This window comes from Bradyrhizobium sp. KBS0727, assembly GCF_005937885.2.
Classification (GTDB): Bacteria; Pseudomonadota; Alphaproteobacteria; order Rhizobiales; family Xanthobacteraceae; genus Bradyrhizobium.
In genome coordinates this window covers 3,806,577-3,827,033 of the sequence record NZ_CP042176.1, presented here as the reverse complement: position 1 = coordinate 3,827,033, position 20,457 = coordinate 3,806,577, and the positions used below count along the sequence as shown (strand labels likewise).

At 61.9% G+C, this 20,457-nt stretch carries 8 protein-coding genes; 5 read left to right on the top strand and 3 right to left on the bottom strand.

Features of this window, described 5'->3' with window-relative positions:
- Positions 1 to 90: 90 nt before the first annotated feature.
- Both FFI89_RS17695 and FFI89_RS34385 read left to right on the top strand, forming a co-directional pair.
- The gene (locus tag FFI89_RS17695; protein WP_138838717.1) at positions 91 to 333 is read left to right on the top strand and encodes a hypothetical protein; all 243 of its coding nucleotides are present in this window, start codon (positions 91 to 93) and stop codon (positions 331 to 333) included.
- Between the two features lie 85 nt (positions 334 to 418).
- The gene (locus FFI89_RS34385) at positions 419 to 565 is read left to right on the top strand and encodes a hypothetical protein (protein WP_168212923.1); all 147 of its coding nucleotides are present in this window, start codon (positions 419 to 421) and stop codon (positions 563 to 565) included.
- 96 nt (positions 566 to 661) lie between these two features.
- On the opposite strand, the gene FFI89_RS17690 is transcribed toward FFI89_RS34385, so the two are convergent.
- The 3 genes from FFI89_RS17690 to FFI89_RS17680 form a co-directional block, all read right to left on the bottom strand.
- Positions 662 to 1,891, bottom strand: coding sequence for a Spy/CpxP family protein refolding chaperone (locus FFI89_RS17690; RefSeq protein ID WP_138838715.1), 1,230 nt, complete (start codon positions 1,889 to 1,891; stop codon positions 662 to 664).
- Positions 1,892 to 2,129: 238 nt separating this feature from the next.
- Positions 2,130 to 3,155: a histone deacetylase family protein gene (locus FFI89_RS17685; RefSeq protein ID WP_138838713.1), complete on the bottom strand. Its 1,026-nt coding sequence runs from the start codon at positions 3,153 to 3,155 to the stop codon at positions 2,130 to 2,132.
- Between the two features lie 237 nt (positions 3,156 to 3,392).
- Complete coding sequence (locus FFI89_RS17680; RefSeq protein ID WP_138838711.1) at positions 3,393 to 16,109, bottom strand: VCBS domain-containing protein; 12,717 nt, start codon at positions 16,107 to 16,109, stop codon at positions 3,393 to 3,395.
- Positions 16,110 to 16,369: 260 nt separating this feature from the next.
- On the opposite strand from FFI89_RS17680, the gene FFI89_RS17675 reads away from it, so the two are divergent.
- From FFI89_RS17675 to FFI89_RS17665, 3 genes are all read left to right on the top strand, one after another.
- Positions 16,370 to 18,601, top strand: coding sequence for a BTAD domain-containing putative transcriptional regulator (locus FFI89_RS17675; protein ID WP_168212922.1), 2,232 nt, complete (start codon positions 16,370 to 16,372; stop codon positions 18,599 to 18,601).
- 119 nt (positions 18,602 to 18,720) lie between these two features.
- A complete protein-coding gene (locus FFI89_RS17670) occupies positions 18,721 to 19,356 on the top strand; it encodes a DsbA family protein (RefSeq protein WP_371721289.1) in 636 nt (211 codons plus the stop codon).
- Positions 19,357 to 19,446: 90 nt separating this feature from the next.
- Positions 19,447 to 20,415, top strand: coding sequence for a tripartite tricarboxylate transporter substrate binding protein (locus tag FFI89_RS17665; RefSeq protein WP_138838705.1), 969 nt, complete (start codon positions 19,447 to 19,449; stop codon positions 20,413 to 20,415).
- Positions 20,416 to 20,457 lie beyond the last annotated feature (42 nt).

Sequence of the window (20,457 nt, the reverse complement as noted above, 5' to 3'; positions counted from 1 at the left end):
CTCAGGGACCGCGCTCCGTGAAGCCGCCCGGCCGTTACAGCCCCGTCTCATCCAGCCGGGAAATGCTTTCGGGCAAAGAAAGATGTTGCGATGACCGGCAAATGGGCTCCGCCGGCAGTTACGATCCGGAGTTATCCGGATTCTCCGATCTGTGACGTCGTGGTTGTCGTTCGGGACCAGGAAATGATTCTCCGCTGCCGTGACTATCGCCAGGCGACGCAATGGGCGCGCCTGGAACGTAAGACATACAAAATCCCCGAACCCGATACGGGCTTTCCGGCCAATGAAGAGGCCGACGACCTGCCACTCTTTTTGCGTTCAGATAGAAATTGACCACCTTCCGCCCGGGATGAATGCTCGGATTGCAAGGGCAGCGGTTATCAGCTCGTAAGCGTCTGACACTTTTGGAGCAAAGACAATGACAGTTTGGGTCTACGTCGACACCAGAAAGCAGGTTGGCGACAAGGATCATCTGAAAGTCTTCGCGAGCGAGGACGCCGCCGAGACATGGCTCGAGCAAAACGACCCGGAAGGCATTGCGTTCGAATATGAGGTTCTGGAGTGAACCGCATCGGCCGGCGCACAATTCTTGCCATACGATCCTTGTGGGGCGGGACGTGAATATCGGAATCGGACCACTAGTCCCCGGCCGGCTGATCCGTCAGCTCGTGCGCTTTGCCCCGATGGTCTTGAATTGAGCCTTTTGCTCGTCGCTCAGCGTTGCCAAGAAATCGTCGAGGGCCGGCCGCAACAGTTTGACCGCGTCCAGCATGGCGTCGAGCCTTGTATCGGCTGTCGCAAGCCGGTCGGGCGGATTGAGGTTCTCATCCGGCCGGCAATTGAAATTCAGCGTGTTCCTGGCGAGCGCGCTCATCCGCTGAAGCGCGTCCAGCCCCTCACGCTGTAAGTCGTTCAGATGCAGCCTCGCCTCGATCTCGCTGCCGGGCCATTGTAGCACCTCGGGCGGCGTGCAGCTCTGAGTGGCCGGAACCTTGGGCGCAAATGGTGCGCGCTGACCGGACAACTCGGCGAGCTTCCCCTTCTGGTCGTCGTCCAACAGCTCGTAGAATGTCTCGAATGGCGTCGTTACACGTGCGATCGCGGATTTCATCACCTCCAGGCGCTGTTGCATCACGGCGAGTCTGCCAGACGGCGTTAACGCGACCTCGGCCGGGCAGGCCGCGCGGATGATCTGGGCGGCCTCGACTGACGCGTTAGCAAGGTCGTCTAGCGCCGCGCTCCGCTCCTCGCTCAGTACGATAGCCTGCCTGATCTCTTTGATCGGCAGACCGGCAAACTCGCTTGCGTCATCGCCACAGATTTGTGCGAGCGAAGGGAGCCCGCCATGCCGCCGGCTGCGCGGGGACACCATGTAGCGGGTGAGGTCCTCGTCGCCATAGGGCGTGAATATCGCGGCGTAGATATCGCGGTAGCCATAGCCCCAGAAGCCGATGCCGTCGCCCCAGAGCGTGTAGTCGTAGATGTCGTAATAGGCGAACGGCCAGAACAACGGACCCACCCATCCATACCCACCATCACCATGCTGCCACCATCCGCTCGCGCCACGGCGGCCGTGCCAGCCCGCCAGCGCGGCGGTGGCTCCGACCTGCACCCGCGCCACCGGCTTCGTGACCCAGTCGGCGCTGCGGGTGAAATCGGCGCGCGACAACACGCCGGTGGCCTCGTCATGGAGGTTTGCCATTCTGACGCGCTCGCCGCGCCGGCCATGCAGGCCTCGGAAAGCCAGCGAGGCAACGGATCTCACAATGCCGATGGGGCCGCCGCCAATCCGAATGTGCAGGCCTCTCGCCTGAGCGGTGCTCGACGGCGCGGTGGCCAGAAACAGGCAGGACACTCCCAGAATGATGATTCCAACAGGGAATTTCGACATGGCACGAGAACGCCCGATGGAACCAAAAGTTCCGGAGGGGACCAACCAAGGTCGAACGCCAGTTCTACAAGATGGCTACAAGCACAAAACTTCGGGCGCATCGCGCCGCGAGAATGCGAAACCGTATTCAATTTCGTAGCCCGGATGAGCGTAGCGAAATCCGGGACCACTCTAACACCGCCCCGGATATCGCTTCGCTCATCCGGGCTACAGACTCGCAATGACGGAATGTGCTCGCCTACCTCTTTCCCTCGAAGCCACCCAGGAACGCCGTGAGGTTGTCGCCAAGGACATCGGAGAGATAGCCGCCCTCCTGAACGAGGACGGTCGGCAGGCCGATCCGCGCGATGGCGGCGCCGATCTGGCTGAAACCGTTGGTGGTGATCGAAAGACCCTTGAGCGGATCATGTTCGGATGCGTCGAGACCGAGGGCCACGACCAGCGCGCCGGGCGCGAACGCATCGATGGTCTTCTTCGCGTCCGCCAGCGCCGTCAGATAGGTGTCGTCGCCAGTCCCGATCGGCAGCGGGATATTGAAATTGGCGCCGAGGCCGGCGCCCTCGCCCCGTTCATGCGCGTAACCCCACACGAACGGATAGAAATGCGCCGGCTCGGCATGGATGGAAACCGTCAGCACGTCGGGTCTCGCATAGAAAATGCCCTGCGTGCCATTGCCGTGATGGACGTCGACATCGAGGATTGCCACGCGCTCGTGCCCGAGCCGCAGGTGTGCTGCGGCAATCGCCGTGTTGTTGAGGAAGCAGAAGCCGCCGGCCATGTCGGCATAGGCGTGATGGCCGGGCGGACGGCACAGCGCGTAGCTGGCATCTTCGCCGTCCAGCACGAGCTGTGCCGCGGTGACCGCGACATCGGTGGCCGCGCAGGCGCTGGTCCAGGTGCCCGGGCCGATCGGGCAGGCCGTGTCGGCCGTGTGCCAGCCGAGCTTGCCGACGATGCTGGTCGGATAGGTCGCGGCCTGGCGCACCGGATGGATATTGGCAATCATCTCCGGACCGGCATCGCCAAGTGCCAACCATTGGTCCCAGGCTTCCGCCAGAAAGCGGAGATATTCGGCGCTATGCACCCTCGCCCGCGGTCCCTTACCGAACGCGGTCGGTTCGATGATGTCGTGCGATCCGGCCGCAAGACCCTTCAGCAGCCGGTCGGCGCGCTCGGGCTGTTCGGTGGTGCGCCTGATAACGCCGCGCACCAGAAAGAACTGCGGATCATGGCTTCGATGCCGTTCGGTATAGACCGCCTTCACTTCAACACCTCAAGAATAGCTTCTGAAGCCAAACCAGACAGTTTGCCTTTCACGGAGTCGGGACGAACACGACAAACATCGTTCGGATTGTCAAGGAGGTGAGAGTCATGCGGTCAGCGGCAGCGCGCGAACCGCTCGCGGCCGTGCCGCGGCAGGTTCGCCGGCCGCCGCCGCGCGCACCGCAAATGCGCGAGAGGCGCGCCCTGGCTGGCGCGGCTCTCCTGGCATCAAGCTGGCTTACGCCAGCAGGAAGTTGGAGCTATGCAGCGTTCCCGTGAGATTGGTGAGATTGACGACCATATCGGCTGCGGTCATCACGCCGTCGCCGTCGATATCGATATTCAGCATGTCGTTGCCTGGTCCGACATTCTGCAGGGTCGCCGACGCGTGACCTGCACCTTCGAAACTGCCGGCTCCGACATAATCGATCTGGCCGTTGGCGACGGTGATCCCTGCGAAGGTGAAGGTGTCTTGGCTGGCGTCGAAGTTCGCGATCGTGTCGTTTTGGCCGTTGATGGTGGAATCCGCCACGCTGACGAAGCGGAAGTTGTCCTGTCCGGCGCTGGCGATGATGTTGTCGGCGCCCGCACCCGCCGTGATGGTCGTGCTGCCCGCAACAGCGTTGCTGATCGTGATGTTGTCGAAATTGGCACTGCCGTTGATCGTTTCGACATTGGCCACGACCAGTCCGTTCGATCCGCCGTTGAGATTGAGCGTGTCGTTTCCGTTGCCGAGGTCGATTGCAGCACCGGTACCATTGCCTTGTATCGTCAAGCTATCGTTCGACAACGTGCCGTTGACGTGATCGATGTTCCAGAGATTGTCGAACGTGTTGCTGCCCGCCGCAAGGTTGAGGGTATTGGATCCCTGCTGAAGATTGACGGTCAAACCGCCATTGACGTTGCCGAGCAAGGTCAGCGTGTCGTTGGAAGCTGCCCCGGTCCAGTCGGATGCGCTGACATTTTCGACGTTGGCAACGCTCAGAGAGTTGGTGCCGTTGGCGAGATTGAGTTGATCGGCACCACCACCCAAATCAACGGCGACGCCGCTGACGTCATTGTTGAACGTTATGAAATTGTTCGACCCGTCGCCGATGAGGTGTTGAACGTTCAGAATCGTCAGGGTTCCTCCACCGAAATTGAGCGTGTTGTTTCCGGCGCCAAGATCGACGATCGGATTATTGCCGGGTTCGAAGAGCCCGGTTCCTATCGTCAACGTATCGTCGGACGCAGTGCCATTGATGTGTTGGACATTGAAGATCGAGGTAAACGAATTGATGCCGGCCGCCAGATTGAGCGTGTTGTCGCCCTGCTGGAGATTGACGGATAGACCGCTGACATCGTTGGAGAGCGTCAGCGTGTCGTTTGAGGCAGCACCGGAGAAGTCCGAGGAATTTACATTCTCGACGTTGGTCACGCTCAACGTATTCGCGCCATTGGCGAGGTTGAGGTTGTCGTTGGTCCCCGCGCCGAGATCGACGACCAGGCCCGCCGCATCGTTGACGAGGCTGACGAAATCGTCGCCGCTGCTGCCGATCAGGTTTTCGACATGAAGCAGGTTCAGCGTGTAGCCGCCAGCGTTGGCGAGGATGACGGTGTCGTTCCCTGCCCCCAGATCGATCTGGTGACCGAAGATGTTACCTCCGACCATCAGGTAGTCGTCGTTGCCGGTTCCGGTCAACGGGGTGTTGAAGTTCAGGTTGAAGGCCGAGATATCGATCGGGCTTCCCGCACCTCCCGACGACAACAGCATCGCCGCGTCGCTGAACTGCAAGACCTCGACGTTGGTGAGGATGTCGGTTCCGTCTCGCGTGGATACAGAGTCAGCGACCTGGGTCTGCCCTGCCCCTGGCGTCGTGATGGTGTAGGCGGACATCGGACCGGTGTAGAACGCTATGTCGGTACCGGCGCCACCATCGATAGTGTCGTTGCCGGCCTGACCGGTAATCTGGTCGTTGCCGCCACCGGTGCTGATGCTGTCGTTGCCGCCTCCGCCGAAAAACAGTTCGTTGCCCGCACCGCCGATCAGGGTGTCGTTGAAATTCGATCCCTGAACGCTGTTGACACCGCCGGTAATGGTGTCGGTTCCAACCGCGGCGACGTCGCCACCGGCCGTACCGTGCGCAGTGCCGGTCGCCCCGGACAGATCGACCGTGACGGCGGCGGCGGCCTGCGTATAGGCAATGCGGGTATTGCCGTTGCCGGTGATGGTGTCGTTTCCGGCGAGACCTTCGAACAGGTTGAACCCGCCGACGAAACCGGCGGCGTTGTAGGTATCCGCAAACGACGACCCGGTGGCGCTGTTGACACCGGTAAAGGTATCGGTCCCGACCGAGGCGTCGCCTGTGGCTGTCCCGGCCTGCATGTTGATGGTCACGCCTCCGGTCGCGTTGGAGTAGATGACGCGGGTGTTGCCATTGCCGGTAATGGTATCGTTGCCCCCAAGACCTTCAAACTGGTTGAAGGTACCGTTGTTCCCGATATTGAACGCGCCTGCAGTACCGAACGTGCTGGCATTGTATACGTCGTTGAAGTTGGTGCCCTGGATCGCCTCGATCGAGCGCAGCGTGTCGGAGCCGATCGATGCATCACCGGTTGCGGTACCCGCCCCCATATTCACGGTCACGGGCCCGGTGGAAAAATAGATATTGTTGTAGGTCGCAAGATCGAAGCCGCCGCGGCCGTCGATAAAGTCATTGCCTCCGAGGCCGGCGATGGTGTCGTTGGTTGCAGCGCCAAGCAAGGTGTCGTTGTACATCGACGCCTGGATGGCATTGACGCCGCTGAAGGTGTCGTTGCCGGTCGATGCGTCGCCCGAGTCGGTTCCCGCAGCCAGGTCGACCGTGACAGCACCCGTTGCGTTGACAAAGGAGAGCCGGGTGTTGCCGTTGCCAATGATGGTGTCGTTGCCGCCCATCCCGTTGAATTCATTGAAGCTACCGTTCGAGCCCTGATTGGCACCGCTGGTGCCATTGAATCCACTTGCAGTGTAACTATCCGCGAAATTCGTGCCGCGAACGGATTCAATGGAAATCAGCGTATCGCTACCAATCGTCGTGTCACCGAGCGTTTGCCGGTCGCCGACGACGGTTCCGGCCGCCATGTTCACCGTGATGCCGGAAATTGTCGCGGGGTCGAGGGCATAGTCGGCGCGATCGAAGCCGCCCCTGCCGTTGAGCGTGTCGTTACCTCCCCGGCCGTCGAAGATCTCGACGGTGCCGGCAGCATTGTTGGTGCCGAGCAAGGTATCGTCATAGGCCGACCCGATGACGGTCGAGAATCCGGAACCGACAAGGGTGTCGGTGCCGACCTGGGCAACATCGCCGGCCGCAGTGCCTTGCGCGGTACCGGCGGCGAGGTCGACAGTGACGGCCGCCGCCGCACTGACATAGGAAACCCGCGTCAGCAGTGCGCCCTGGCTGTTGACGTCGCTGGTGATGGTATCGTTGCCGCCGCGGCCCTCAATCTCGTTGAGGCCGAGCGGGTTCCCAGCGATGCCGCTATCGCCGGTAAAGCCGGCGGTGTTGATGGTATCGGCGAAATCGCTGCCGACGATGCCCTCGACGTTAACAAGCGTATCCGAGCCGGATCCACCGGTGACGGTCCCCGCCGCAAGGTTGACGGTGATACCGGATGTCGCGTCGGTATAGATCGCGCGATCGAAGCCCTGACCGCCGTCGAGCGTATCATTGCCCGCCATGCCCTGCAGCTTGTCGTTGCCGCCCAGACCCTGGATGAGGTCATCACCGGCTGTGCCGACCAGAATGTTGTTACCCGCGTCGCCGACGATCGTAGCACCGGTGCTCACGTTGATCGTGAGGGTCTTGTCGAAGGTCAAGCCGCCCGAGTCGGTGTCGCGCACGACAATCTGCTGCGCTCCGGCCGTCAGCGATCCCGCGACCACGAGATTGTTGCCGCTGAGCGTGAACTGGCCGCCGGCGTCGTTGATCAGCGAGAACGTCGCAGTATCGCCGGCGTCGGGATCGACGGCCGAGAGGACGCCGATGACGGTACCGTTGGCAGTGCTTTGTCCGATCGCATTTGCGGACAGCAATATGTCGGTCGGCGCTTCGTTGACGTTGGTGATAGCGAGATGGAAATTCTGCGACGCGTCGGGTGCGACATGATTGCTGGCGGTGACGTCGTTGACGTTCACCGTCACGTCGTAGGACGTCTTGGCCTCGAAATTCGCCCCGCCGTTGAAATGCAGTTCCGCGCCGCCGGCGCCGGTCACGATCGAGAACGCGGCCGCATCGGCTCCGGACAGCGAAAGTACGTTGCTGCCGAGCGCGTCGTCGGTGACGGCGATATCGGCGACCTTGATGTCGCCGCCGTTCTCCGTCGTGGAAGTCACCTGCCCCGACAGCACGACCGCCGTCGGCGCCTCGTTGACGTCGATGATGCTGACGGTCACGGCCTTGCTGTCGAACAGAGCTCCGCCGTCGGTTGCGATGACGTTGATGCTGTAGGAGTTCTTCGCCTCGTAGTTCGCCGGACTGTTCAACGTGACGCTACCGCTGGCATTGATGTTGAAGGCTGCCGCGTCGGCGCCGGTCAGACTCCAGGTGATGGTATTGTTCGGCGCGGTTGTATCGGGATCGCTGGCAACAGCCTGGTACACGACCGTATTGGTCGGCGCGTTCTCCGCGACGCTTGCGGCCGTGCCGGAGGTGATCGTCGGCGCCTCATTGAGGTCGGCGATGGTGAGATGGAAACTCTGCGATGCGTCCGGTGCGGCATGGTTGCTGGCCGTGGTATCGTTGGCGTTGACGGTTACGTCATATGCAGCCTTTGCCTCGAAATTGGCGCCACCGTTGAAGTGCAGTTCCGGTCCATTGATGCCGGTCACGATCGAGAAGAAGGCTGCGTCGGCTCCAGACAGCGACAGGGTGTTGGTACCGAGCGCGTCGTCGGTGATGGCGATGTCGGCAACCTTGACGTCGCCGCCGTTTTCCGGCGTTGACGTGAGCTGGTTCGACAGCACCACGGCAGTCGGCGCTTCGTTGACGTCGATGACGCCAATCGTGAAGATCTTGTCGTAGCTCAATCCGCCGGAGTCGGTCACCCGGACCGTCACCTGCAGCGATTGGGTGGTCTCGTAGTCGATCGGACCATTGACGACGAGGTTGCTGCCGCTGATCGCAAACCGGCCGCCTGCGCTGTCGGTCAGGCTGAAGGTTGCGGTATCGCCGACGTCCGGGTCGGTCGCCGACAGCGTACCCACCACCAGGCCGTTGCTGCTGTTTTCGGCCACCGTCGCCGCCGAAAGCTGGATATCCGTCGGCCGGTGATCGACACCGACGGTGACGAAGTTGGCATCGGTCAACGTACCATTGATGCCGTTGATATAGACTTCCATGTCGCCGGCACCGATTTGTCCGTCGCCGTTGACGTCGATCTGCAGCAGATTTCCGTTCAGGATCGCTTCGGATTGCGGATTGGCCGCCGTCCCATCCAACGTGCCGCTGCTGACGAAATGAATGGCGGTGGCAAGCCCGCCAACGTGGTCGAACACGAAGGCATCGTTCGCGACATCGAAGTTCGCGACGGTGTCGGCGCCCCCGCCGGCCGCCGAGTCTGCGACCTTGGTGAATCGGACATTATCCTGGGACCCACCCAGACTGATGAAGTCGTTGCCAAGGCCGCCGGTGACGGTAACCGTCCCGCTCAGGTCCGCGATGTTGATGTTGTCGTTGCCATTGCCGCCGATCACATTCTCGATGTTCTTGACGGTGACGTTATTGAAGCCGTCCGCCAGCGTCAGCGTATCGTTGCCGGCGCCAAGATCGATCGAGACATTGTAATTCGAGTTCTGCAGGGTGAGCGAATCGTCCGAGGCGCTCCCGTTGATGGTCTGGACGTTGTAGGTCGTCAGCGAGTTGGTGCCCGCGGCGAGATTGAGCGTGTTGCTGCCCTGCTGCAGGTTGACCGTCAGTCCGGAAACGTCGTTGAGAAGCGTCAACACGTCGTTGGACGCCGGGTTGCTGATGATGCCGTCCTGCGTGTCGATGTACTCGACGTTGGTCACGCTGACGGAGTTCGTTCCGCTCGCGAGGTTGACCGTATCGTTGCCTGCGCCGAGATCGACCGCGAGGCCGCTGACGTCGCTGTTCAGAACAAAGTAATTGTCTTGCGCATTGCCCACCAAATGCTCGGTGTTGAGCAGGGTAAAGCTGGCGTAATTTGCGCTGAGGGTCAGCGTGTCGTTGCCGTCGCCGAGGTCGACGACCATATCGTTGTTCGGTGAACCAAATCCCACCGACGTGTCAGTCAGCGTATCGTCGGTCGAGCTGCCGTGGATGGTGTCGACATTGTAGATATTGGCGAACGAGTTCGTACCGGCTGCCAAATTCAGCGTATTGATGCCCTGGCCGAGGTTCACGTTGATACCGCTGACATTGTTCAGAATCGTCAGCGTGTCGTTTGACGCCGGGCCCGAGAAGTCGCTCGCGCCGAGGTTCTCGACGTTGGTGACGCTGACCGAGTTGACGCCATTGGCAAGATTTACGTTGTCGTTGCCGCCGCCCCCGAGATCGATGGTCAAGCCGTTGACGTTGTGCACCAGGCTGACAAAGTCGTCGTTGCCGCTGCCGACCAGGTGCTGCACGTTGGTCAGGTTGAGGTTGCCGCCGCCGACGCCGATGGTGACCGTGTTGTTGCCCGCCCCTAGATCGATCGCGCGGTTGAACATCGAGAAGCCGATGGTCAGGTAGTCGTCGCCAGAGGTGCCCGTCAGCGGACCGGCACTGAAGAACATTCCGGAGACGTCGACCGGATTGGCGGCCGACCCGGACGCGCCGAGCACGAGCTGGTCGCTGAATTGCAGGACTTCGACGTTGGTCAGGGTGTCGGTGCCGTCAGGGGTCAGCGACGCCGTCGCCGTCCGGGTGTCGGTTACGGTCACCGTTCCGGTACCCGAGATAGTGTAAGCGGAGCGCGGGCCGCCAAACACGGCCACGTCGGTTCCGGCGCCGCCGTCGATGGTATCGTTGCCGGCACCGCCCGTGATGTTGTCGTTGCCGCCGCCGCCATTGATCGTGTCGTTACCGGCTCCGCCGAACAAGGTCTCAGCCGCCGAGCCGCCGATGATCAGATCGGCGAAGTTGGAGCCCAGAACGCTGTTCACCCCGCCGATGATGGTGTCGATACCGACATTGGCGACGTCTCCAGCGGCTGTTCCGTGCGCCGTGCCCGTCGCGCCCGACAGATCGACGGTAACGCCCGCCGCCGCCTGCGAGTACGCGATCCGGGTGCTGCCGTTGCCGGTAATGGTGTCGTTGCCGCCCAGGCCTTCGAACAGGTTGAAGGTGCCGAACGAACCCGCCGAGGTGATCCCGGTAAAGCCGGCGGCATTGTAGGTATCATTGAAATTGCTGCCGGTGGCGCTGTTGACGCCGACATACGTGTCGGTTCCGACCGAGGCATCGCCGCTGGCCGTACCGGCCTGCAGGTTGATCGTCACCCCGCCGGCCGCGCTGGAATAAATGATGCGGGTGTTGCCGTTGCCGGTGATGCTGTCGTTGCCCGCCAGACCTTCGAACTGGTTGAAGGTGCCGTTGTTTCCGACGTTGTTGGTGGACGTGTTCAGGAAGCCGGTGGCGCCGAAGTTGGTTGCCACATAGGTGTCGTTGAAGATCGTGCCCTGGACGCCCTCGATCGACCTCAGGGTGTCCGTGCCGATGGAGGCATCACCGGTCACGGTCCCCGAGGCCATGTCGACGCTGATCGCGCCGGTCGTATAGGTCAGGTTGCTGTACTGCACGACGTCGAAGCCACCGCGGCCGTCGATGTAATCGTTGCCGGCCAGGCCCATGAAGTTTTCATTGCCGTTGCTTCCCAGCAGGGTGTCGTCGAACATCGAGCCCATAACGGCGTTGACACCCGAGAAGGTGTCGGTGCCGACCTGGGCAACGTCGCCCGCCGCCGTTCCGTGCGCGGTACCGGCGGCGATATCGACCGTTACGGCAGCAGCGGAATTCGAATATTGAATCCGGGTGTTGCCGTTGCCAATGATGGTGTCGTTACCACCCTGCCCGTCGAAGTTATTGAAGGTATTGAAAGAGCCCGCGTTGGTGCTGGTCGCGCTGAAGCCAGTTGCGTCATAGACGTCGGCGAAATTGGTGCCGCGTACGGCCTCGACCGAACGTAGCGTATCGGTGCCTACCGTCGCATCGCCGGTAACGGTGCCCGCCGCGAGATGGACGGTAATCCCCGACGTCGTGTTCGGATCGTTGTTGTAGGTCGCGAAATCGTAACCTCCCCGGCCGTCGATCAGATCGTTGCCGGCGCGGCCGTCAAACTGTTCATACGTGCCGTTCGGATTGTTGCTGCCGAGCAGCGTGTCGTCATACGCCGATCCAACGATAGCGTTGACATTGGTGAAGGTGTCGTTGCCGACATTGGCGGCATCGCCTGCCGCGGTTCCGTGCGCCGTACCGGCGGCAATGTCCACCGTCACGGCCGCAGCTGCGCTGACATATGAAATTCGAGTGAGGATTTCTCCGGACGCATTGACCATGCCGATGATGGTGTCGTCGCCGCCGCCGCCCTCGAATTCGTTGAACCCGACCGGCCTGCCGGGCAGACCCGTCGATCCGGTAAATCCCGCTGCGTTGTAGCTGTCGGCAAAGGCGCTGCCGGTCACCGCTTCGATCGACACCAGGGTGTCGTTGCCGACGTTGGCGACGTCATTTGCCGCGGTGCCGTGCACTGTTCCTGCCGTCAGGTCAATAGTGACACCGGCAGCCGCGTCCGCGTAGCTTGCGCGGTCAAAGCCTGCGCCGCCATCGATGCGATCGTCGCCGGCGCCACCGGTCAGGGTGTCGTTCCCGATGCCGCCATAGAGTTGATCGTTGCCGCCACCGCCGCTGATCGTATCGTTACCGTCCAGGCCGTCGATGGCATCGTTGCCGGCCCCGCCGGTCAGGACATCGGCCCCCAGCGTGCCCACGAGCGCGAGGCCGGTGACGCCGACAACCGCATTGGATACCTGTGTACCGAGATCGGTGACATAATTCTGCTGCAGCGCCGCAACCTGGGCCGTATCGGTGAAGTCGGTGTTGGCCAACTGCGTTGTCGCGGCGCCCTGGGCCACGACGGCGGCCTGCGCCAGTGCGGTCACGTCGGCGCCCGCGGACTGGATGCTTCCGTTCGCGGCGGAAACGACGGCCTCTACCGCCGAGGCCGCGTCTGCGCTGACGCCCGAATTCGAAACGATGTCATGGACCGTGGACGACGCGCTGAGATCGACGGTGGTGGAACTGCTCGCACTGGTCGTGACGGTGTTGGCTATCGCGGTGAAGACCGAGGCTGCCGAGCCTCCCACCGCGGAGACCTGAGCGACCGTGCTCTGAACCTGGATTCCCGCCGAGAGGATAGCGCTTGCTGCGGCGGCGTCCGTGCCGCCCGAAACGGCTGCGGATACCGGATCAAACGTCGTGAGATCCTTGGTAGGATCGAGGCCGAACGCTGCCGACACCTGAATTGCGGCATCGGCAGACGAAACCGTGTGATCGGCCGTGGTTATCGCCACGATCAGCGTCGTCAACGGCGTGACGACAGTCGATCCCTCGGGCGCCTTCAACACGCCATTGAAACTCAGGTTGGTGGAAATATCGGTGCCGCCGAACATGACGAGCGGGCCGCTTCCTCCATTGAGGGTAAAGCTGCCATCGGCATTGGTGGTCGTGTGCGCCTCGCCGAGATCGAGAATGCCGTTATTGTTGGCATCAGCGAAGACCGTGGCGCCGGCGATATAGCCGTCCAGCGCGAGGCCGTTGAACTCGTTCGGATTTGCAGTAACGGTGACAGCGATGTCCGCGCTGGTCGAGGCCGTGTGCGTGCCGTCGCCCGAGGATGCAACGATGTGGAGGCTGAAGTTTCCCGGCTTGGCGATGCCACCAACGGGTTGGAGGGCCAATCCCGTGAGATCTGCCTTTGTCAGGAGCCAGGTCGACCCATCATCCGATACCGTACCATGGTTCAACGTGAAGCCCGACGGCACATTCTGGATGGCGATTGTCAGCGCGTTGCTGGTATCGATCAGACCGGCCGACACGGTCAGGGAAATATTGGCGTTGTCCATGCCGGACGCCGACGTTCCGACGGTCAAGGTCGGAGCATCCTGCGCGCCGTGGATGTTAAAACTCACCTGCTTGGTCGTGCCGTCCGTCGCCGTCACCGCAAAGGTGTCGGTCTTGGTATCGTTGGCGCCGAGATACTGCGTGAGGCTGTCGGCGAGCGTATAGGTGTAGGTGCCGTTGGCGGCGAACGCGAGCGCCCCGAGATTTCCAGCCGCTCCGGTTGCGCCGGCCTGGAACGTAGCCGCACTATCGACATCGGAGATCGAAATCGATCCTGATGCGGTCAGGTTTCCGGAACTGTCGACCGAGACATCTTCGGTCACGTCGGCCAGCGACGGCTGGCCAATCACGGCCGCATCATTGGTGCCGAGGATGTTGACCGTGATGACCTGCGGGGTGCCGTCCGCAGTCGTCACCGTGAGGCTGTCGGTATAGGTGATGCCGCCGACAAACGCGTCGTGCGCGGTGTCGGTGCTGTAGGTCCAGGCGCCGTCGGCGCCAATGCTGAAGTGACCGTAATTGTTGCTGCCGGCGATATTGGTCTGCGCGACAAACGTATTGGGGCTATCCACATCGGTGGCGCTCAGCGCGCCGCTCGCGGTCAGCACCGCATTGGTTTCGGTCAGATTTGCCGTGCTGGTGCCGGTGATGACGGCGGCATCGTTGGTGCCGTGGATCGTGAAGGAGATCAGCTTGGTCGTGCCGTCTACTGACGTGACGGTGAAGGTATCGACCTTGGTATCGCTTGTTCCGAGATACTGCACGGCACTGTTGGCGACCGTATAGGTGTAGTTGCCGTTGCTGGCGAGCGCGAGCGCGCCAAGATTCCCGGCGGTGGCTGTCGTCGTCGTCTGGAAAGCGGCCTGCCCCGCGTCGGGATCCGAAATCGAAATGCTGCCGACGGCCGCCAGGTTTCCGGAGCTGTCAATGGACGTATCTTCCGTCACATCGTGGACGGTCGGATCACCGATGGTCGCCGGGTGATTGGTCGTGCCCGGGCCATGGATCGTGAAGGTGACCTGTTTGGTCGTGCCGTCGAACGAGGTGACCGTAAACGTGTCGACCTTGGTGCCGCCGGTGCCCAGTTGCGCCGCGGCGCTTTCCGCCACGGTATAGGAATAGCTGCCATTGCTCGCGAGCGTGAGTTGGCCGAGATTGCCGGCCGCCGATATCACCGACGTCTTGAAGGAGGCCTGCCCCTGATCGACATCGGTGATCGAGATCGAGCCGGTCGCCGTCAGCGTCACCAGACTGGGATCGGCGGTGACGTCATGGACCGTCGGCGTGCCGATGACAGCGGCGTCGTTGACGCCATGAATCGTGAAGGTCACCTGTTTGGTGGTGCCGTCGACCGAGGCAATGGTGAATGTATCCGTCTTGGTGTCGGTGGCGCCGAGATATTGGGTAAGGCTGTTGGCGACCGAATAGCTGTAGCTGCCGTTCGCGGCCAGCGTCAGCGTTCCCAAATTGCCGACGGCCGAAACGACTGCGGCCTGGAACGCGGCTTGCCCCTGATCGACGTCCGAGATCGAGATCGTGCCGTTTGCAGTCAAAAACGGCTGGGTGGCGTCTTCGGTCACGTCATGCACGGTCGGCGTGCCGATCACGGCCGCATCGTTGACGCCGTGGATGGTAAAACTGATCTGTTTGGTTGTGCCGTCGAGCGACGTCACCGTGAAGGTGTCGATTTTGGTGTCGCCGGCGCCGAGATATTGCACGGCGCGATTGGCGACCGAATAGCTGTACGAGCCGTTGGTTGCGAGCGTCAGTATTCCGAGATTGCCAGCGGCCGAAATCACGGATGTCTTGAACGAGGCTTGACCCTGATCGACGTCCGAAATCGAGATGGAGCCGCTCGCAGTGAGGGAAGGCTTGGTCGCATCCTCGGTCACATCGTGCACGGTCGGCGTGCCGATCACGGCCGCATCGTTAACGCCGTGGATCGTGAAACTTACCTTTTTAGTTGTACCGTCGAGCGACGTCACCGTGAAGGTGTCGATCTTGGTATCGCCGGCCCCCAAATATTGCACGGCGCTATTAGCCACCGAGTAGGTGTAGGATCCATTGGCCGCAATCGTCAGGCTCCCGAGATCGCCGGCGGCTGAAATCACCGAAGTCTGAAACGCGGCCTGGCCCTGATCCGCATCCGTGATCGAGATCGTGCCGATTGCAGTCAAAAACGGCTGGGTGGCATCTTCGATCACGTCGTGCACGGTCGGCGTGCCGATCACGGCCGCATCGTTGACGCCGTGGATGGTAAAACTGATCTGTTTGGTTGTGCCGTCGAGCGACGTCACCGTGAAGGTGTCGATTTTGGTGTCGCCGGCGCCGAGATATTGCATGGCGCTATTGGCGACCGAATAGCTGTACGATCCGTTGGCCGCGAGCGTCAGGGTTCCGAGATTGCCAGCGGCCGGAATCACCGACGTCTTGAACGAGGCCTCCCCCTGATCGACGTCCGAAATCGAGATGGAACCGCTCGCGGTGAGGAAAGGCTTGGTCGCATCCTCGGTGACGTCGTGCACCGTCGGCGTGCCGATCACGGCCGCATCGTTAACGCCGTGGATCGTAAAACTTATCTTTTTAGTTGTACCGTCGAGCGACGTCACCGTGAAGGTGTCGATTTTGGTATCGCCGGCGCCCAAATATTGCACGGCGCTGTCGGCAACCGAGTAGGTGTAGGATCCATTTGCGGCGATCGTTAATGAGCCGAGATTGCCGGATGCCGAGTTGACCGTCGTCCTGAATGCGGCCTGGCCCGCGTTGGCATCGGTGATGGAAATCACCCCAGCAGCGATCAAAACCTGCAAATTCGTGTCTTCGGTGACGTCGCTGACCGTCGGTGTGCCGATGATTGCCGCCGAATTTGCCATGTTTTTTTTCTCCCGAAATGAGTTCCTGAATTCAGATACGGGAGTGAGTCTGCTGACGCGGCGTTATAGGAGCGCAAAAAAAACGTGAAATTACTAACCATCTGTTAAATATAAGCTTGCTCCGGAAGGTACACTTCGTAGGATCAGGCCGAAAATTACAGGCGGTCCGTCGAAAGCGGCGAAGCAGCCTAAAAATAATTGATCATTTCGATCCGTAGCCGCCTTTGATGCTCCGAAGCCACCTTGATGCAAAGTCACCAATGACATTGCCTGTAATGCGTCTGCGTTTGCTCGGCCGGTTCGGCGTCGCCGCTTCGGATGACGAGTCCAAGCCAATCCAGCTCGCGACGAAAAAGACCCGGGCTCTGCTGGCCTATCTCGGGATGAGCAGCGATTATGCGGCAAGCCGCGAGGAACTCGCGGCGTTGCTGTGGGGCGGTTGCTCCGATCGGCAAGCGCGGCAGAGCCTGCGGCAGGCGCTGACCTTGTTACGCAAGGAACTTCCGACGTCCGCTTTCATGACCGACACCAAGATCGTGCGGCTCGATCCGGCATCGTGGTCGATCGATGCCCGGGAGTTTGCATCGTTTGCTGGCTCGCAGAATGCGGAAGACCTCGAGCGTGCGGCCCGGTTGCTCACCGGCGACTTTCTCTCCGGATTCATCCTTGAAGAAGAGTCTTTCGAAGAGTGGGTCAGCGCGCAGCGAACGCGCCTGCAGCACGCGGCCGCGCAGCTCTGCGAAACCTTCGTGCGGCGCCCGGATCTGGCGATTGAACCGAACCAGGCGCTGGCGGCCATCGACCAGTTGATAGCGCTCGATCCGCTGCGAGAAGATTGGCATCGGCTCGCGATCGCCTTGTACGCCCGCTACCGTGGCAAGAACGAAGCGTTGTCGCGGGCTGGTAGTTTTGCAGGTATGCTTCAGCGCGAACTCGGGGTCGCGCCCGAACGAGAAACCCGGGCCATGCTCGAGAGTCTCCGGAGCAGCGATGCGCCTGTGGTCCAACGACCGTTGCAAGATGTTCAACATGACCGCCGCCGGCCGCTTACCGACGGCAGTACCGCTATCGGGCCGGTGATTTTGCCTGTCGCGCCACGATGGAACTTTCTGACGCGACGCCCTGACGGGATGACCTTGGCAGGGTTAGCCCTAGCCGGGATTCTGGGAGCTGCGGCAACTTTCGCTTCGGAGCCCTTGCACACCATTTTGAGACTCGGCCCGTGGACTTCGTTCCAATCATCCACGGCGCTCGGCGCCCCGCATGACCCCTGGCGCTCGCCGGCGCTCGCTCATGAAACACAACTGCGGAAGGGCATTATCCCGATTGTGGTGTTGCCGTTCGCAAGCCCGGGCGGCGCCGATGAGCCGGGTCAGTTGATCGCCGACATGCTGACGGACGATCTGACCAATACGTTGTCGCGTGTTCCCTCGTTCCGGGTCATCTCGCGCCAGACGGCGCGCAGCTACCAGGGTCAGGTCATCGACGTGGCCAAGCTCGGCACCGAACTGCAGGTAAGATATGTGCTGGAAGGCAGCGTCCGGATTCAGGATGACAATCTTCGGGTCAACGTCGAACTGATCAACCCGGCCACCCGCCTCTCGGTGTGGAGCGGCCGTGTCGAGCGTCACGGGGCCGACCGGCAGGGCGTCCGGGACGAAATCGTCAGCCGGTTGGCGCGTGAGCTTCAGTTTGAAGTTCTTCCGATCGAAAGCCAGCGGCTGTCGAATGATTTCGACGCCGATGCGTTCGCCTATCGCGGCTGGGCTGCGCTGTCGCAGGTCAATCTCGAAGGGTACAAGGAGGCGCTCGCACTGTTCAACAAGGCGCTGGAGCACGATCCGAAAAATCTTTCCGCTCAACTTGGCATCGGCGCCTATCACGCCCGGATGGGGGCTCAGGTTCTCGATACCGATCCGGGCGGCCATCGCAGCAAGGCGGAGGAAATCCTGCGTCAGGTGCTGGTACGCGACCCCGAGTCGAGCCAGGCCCATTTCTATCTGGCCCTCGCACTCAATCGGCTGCCCGCATTGCCGGAAGCGCTGGAACATCTGGAGCGAGCGATCAGGATCGATCCCAGCGACGCCAGTGCGCACGCCCAGATCGGCAACGGCCTGATCCGTTCCGGGAAAGTCTCCGAGGGGCTCGAACACGTCCGCTATGCGATGCTGCTAAGTCCGCGCGACCCGATCATGCCGGTCTGGCTTGAGTTCGCAGGCAATGCGGAACTCGAGCTCGGCAAGTATCGCGAGGCGATCACGACGTTCGAGCGCTCGATCGCGATCAACCCCCACTATCCGCGAAGCTGGGCGGGCCTCGTGGCGGCATACGCGCTGGCCAACCAACCCACTGAGGCCCGGCGCTTCGCCGCGAAGCTCAGGGCGTTTGCGCCGAGCCTCGAAAACGAAGACCTGCCCAAGCATTTCGGCCGCAGCGAGAACTCCAAGCTGCACGAAGGCCTGATGCTGGCCTTCGGCTCGCCGGACCGATAGCGACGACGACGCCTGGTTTTGCCTTCCCCTGGTTTTTGCCTTCGCGCATCGAAGAAGCTAAACTATTGCTGCGGGGAATGTTGGACGCATCGACCCGCCAATGTCGTCCGGAGCCTCCGTTGACCGTTCGCCGCCGCACCGTTGTTGCCATTCTCCTCGCTTTCGCGGCCACGTCCTGTACCGGCTCGGCCATGGCGCAAAGCGCAATTGCCGCGGCCGTCGCCAAGCCGGTATCGCTGCCCGACATCGTCATCGGGTCGGCCAAGGCGCCGGTGACCATCACCGAATACGCTTCGATGAGCTGCCCGCATTGCGCGGCCTTCGGCGAGAATGTCTTTCCGATGCTCCGGTCCAGATTTATCGACACCGGCAAGGTGCGGTTCGTGTTCCGCGAATTCCCGCTCGATCCCAAGGCGGCCGCGGCCTCGATGCTGGCACGCTGCATCGCCAAGGACGATTCCGAAAAATACCTCGGTGCAGTCGAGACCCTGTTCAAGCTGCAGGACCGGCTGGTTGCGCAGACAAAGGACACGCTGTTCTTTGTCGGCAAGCTGAACGGCATGAGCGAACAGGAAGTCGAGGGTTGCGCGAAGGATCAGGCTCAGCTCGACAGGCTCGCCGCCGACCAGCAATATGCGCTGCACGAGTTGAAGGTCGTTTCGACGCCGACCTTCTTCCTGAACGGCGTGAAGCTTCAGGGCTCGATGTCATTTGAGGAGCTCGAAGAGCGGCTCAAGCCGCTGCTGCGGAAATAACCAGGGCCGGGCCCGCGCGGTTTCCCCCTTGTCCGGCACGGCGCCCTCGCCGATGATGGCGCCAACAACAAACACATCAGGGGGAACGCCATGGGCGCCGTCTTACGCGTATTGCTCGCAGCCGTGTGGCTGGCGTCCGGTGTCGCGGCGACGTTGGCGCAGGGCTATCCCAACAAGCCGGTCCGCATCGTGGTCGGGTTTACAGCGGGCGGACCGACCGATGCCATTGCGCGGATCGTGGCGCAGAAGCTTTCCGACAGTCTCGGTCACCAGTTCGTCGTCGAGAATATCGGCGGCGCCGGCGGCAATACCGCGGCCGGCCAGGTCGCGCACGCGCCCGCCGACGGCTACACGATCATGGCGATCTCTACCGGCTTCGTCGTCAACCCCAGCCTCTACGCCAAGGTACCGTACGACGCTGTCAAGGACTTTGTACCGGTGACGCTGGTCGCGGTCTCGCCGAATGTCGTGGTGGTCAATCCATCGGTACCGGCCAAAACGCTGCCCGAACTGGTGCAGCTCATTCGCGACAATCCCGGCAAGTACAGCTTTGCCGGTCCCGGTGTCGGCTCGACGCCGCATCTCGGCGGCGAGTTGTTCCGGCTGGCGTTCAAGCTCGACCTCGTGCACGTGCCGTTTGCCGGCGCCGGGCCGGCGATCCAGGCGACCGTCGGCGGCCACACCCCGATTGCGTTCACCGCGCTGCCGCCGGCGCTCTCGGCGGTACAGGCCGGCCAACTCCGTGCGCTCGGCATTGCTGCCACCGAACGCGCCGCGGGTATGCCCGACGTGCCGACCTTCGCCGAACAGGGCATCAAGGACCAGGACGCCGACACACTGACCGGCATCGTCGCGCCGGCGGGAACACCGAAGGAGATCGTCGACCTGCTCTATCGTGAGATCGCAAAAGCGGTTTCCCAGCCGGATGTAAAGGAACGCCTCACCGCACTCGGCTTCAAGCCGGTCGCGAATACCCCGGATGAGTTCGGCACCCGCATCAGATTGGAGATGGACAAATGGGGCAAGGTGGTGCGGGACGCCAACCTGCGGGTCGAGTGAGCGTCCGGGCGCCCTGAGATCCCGCGCGCCCTGAAATACGGC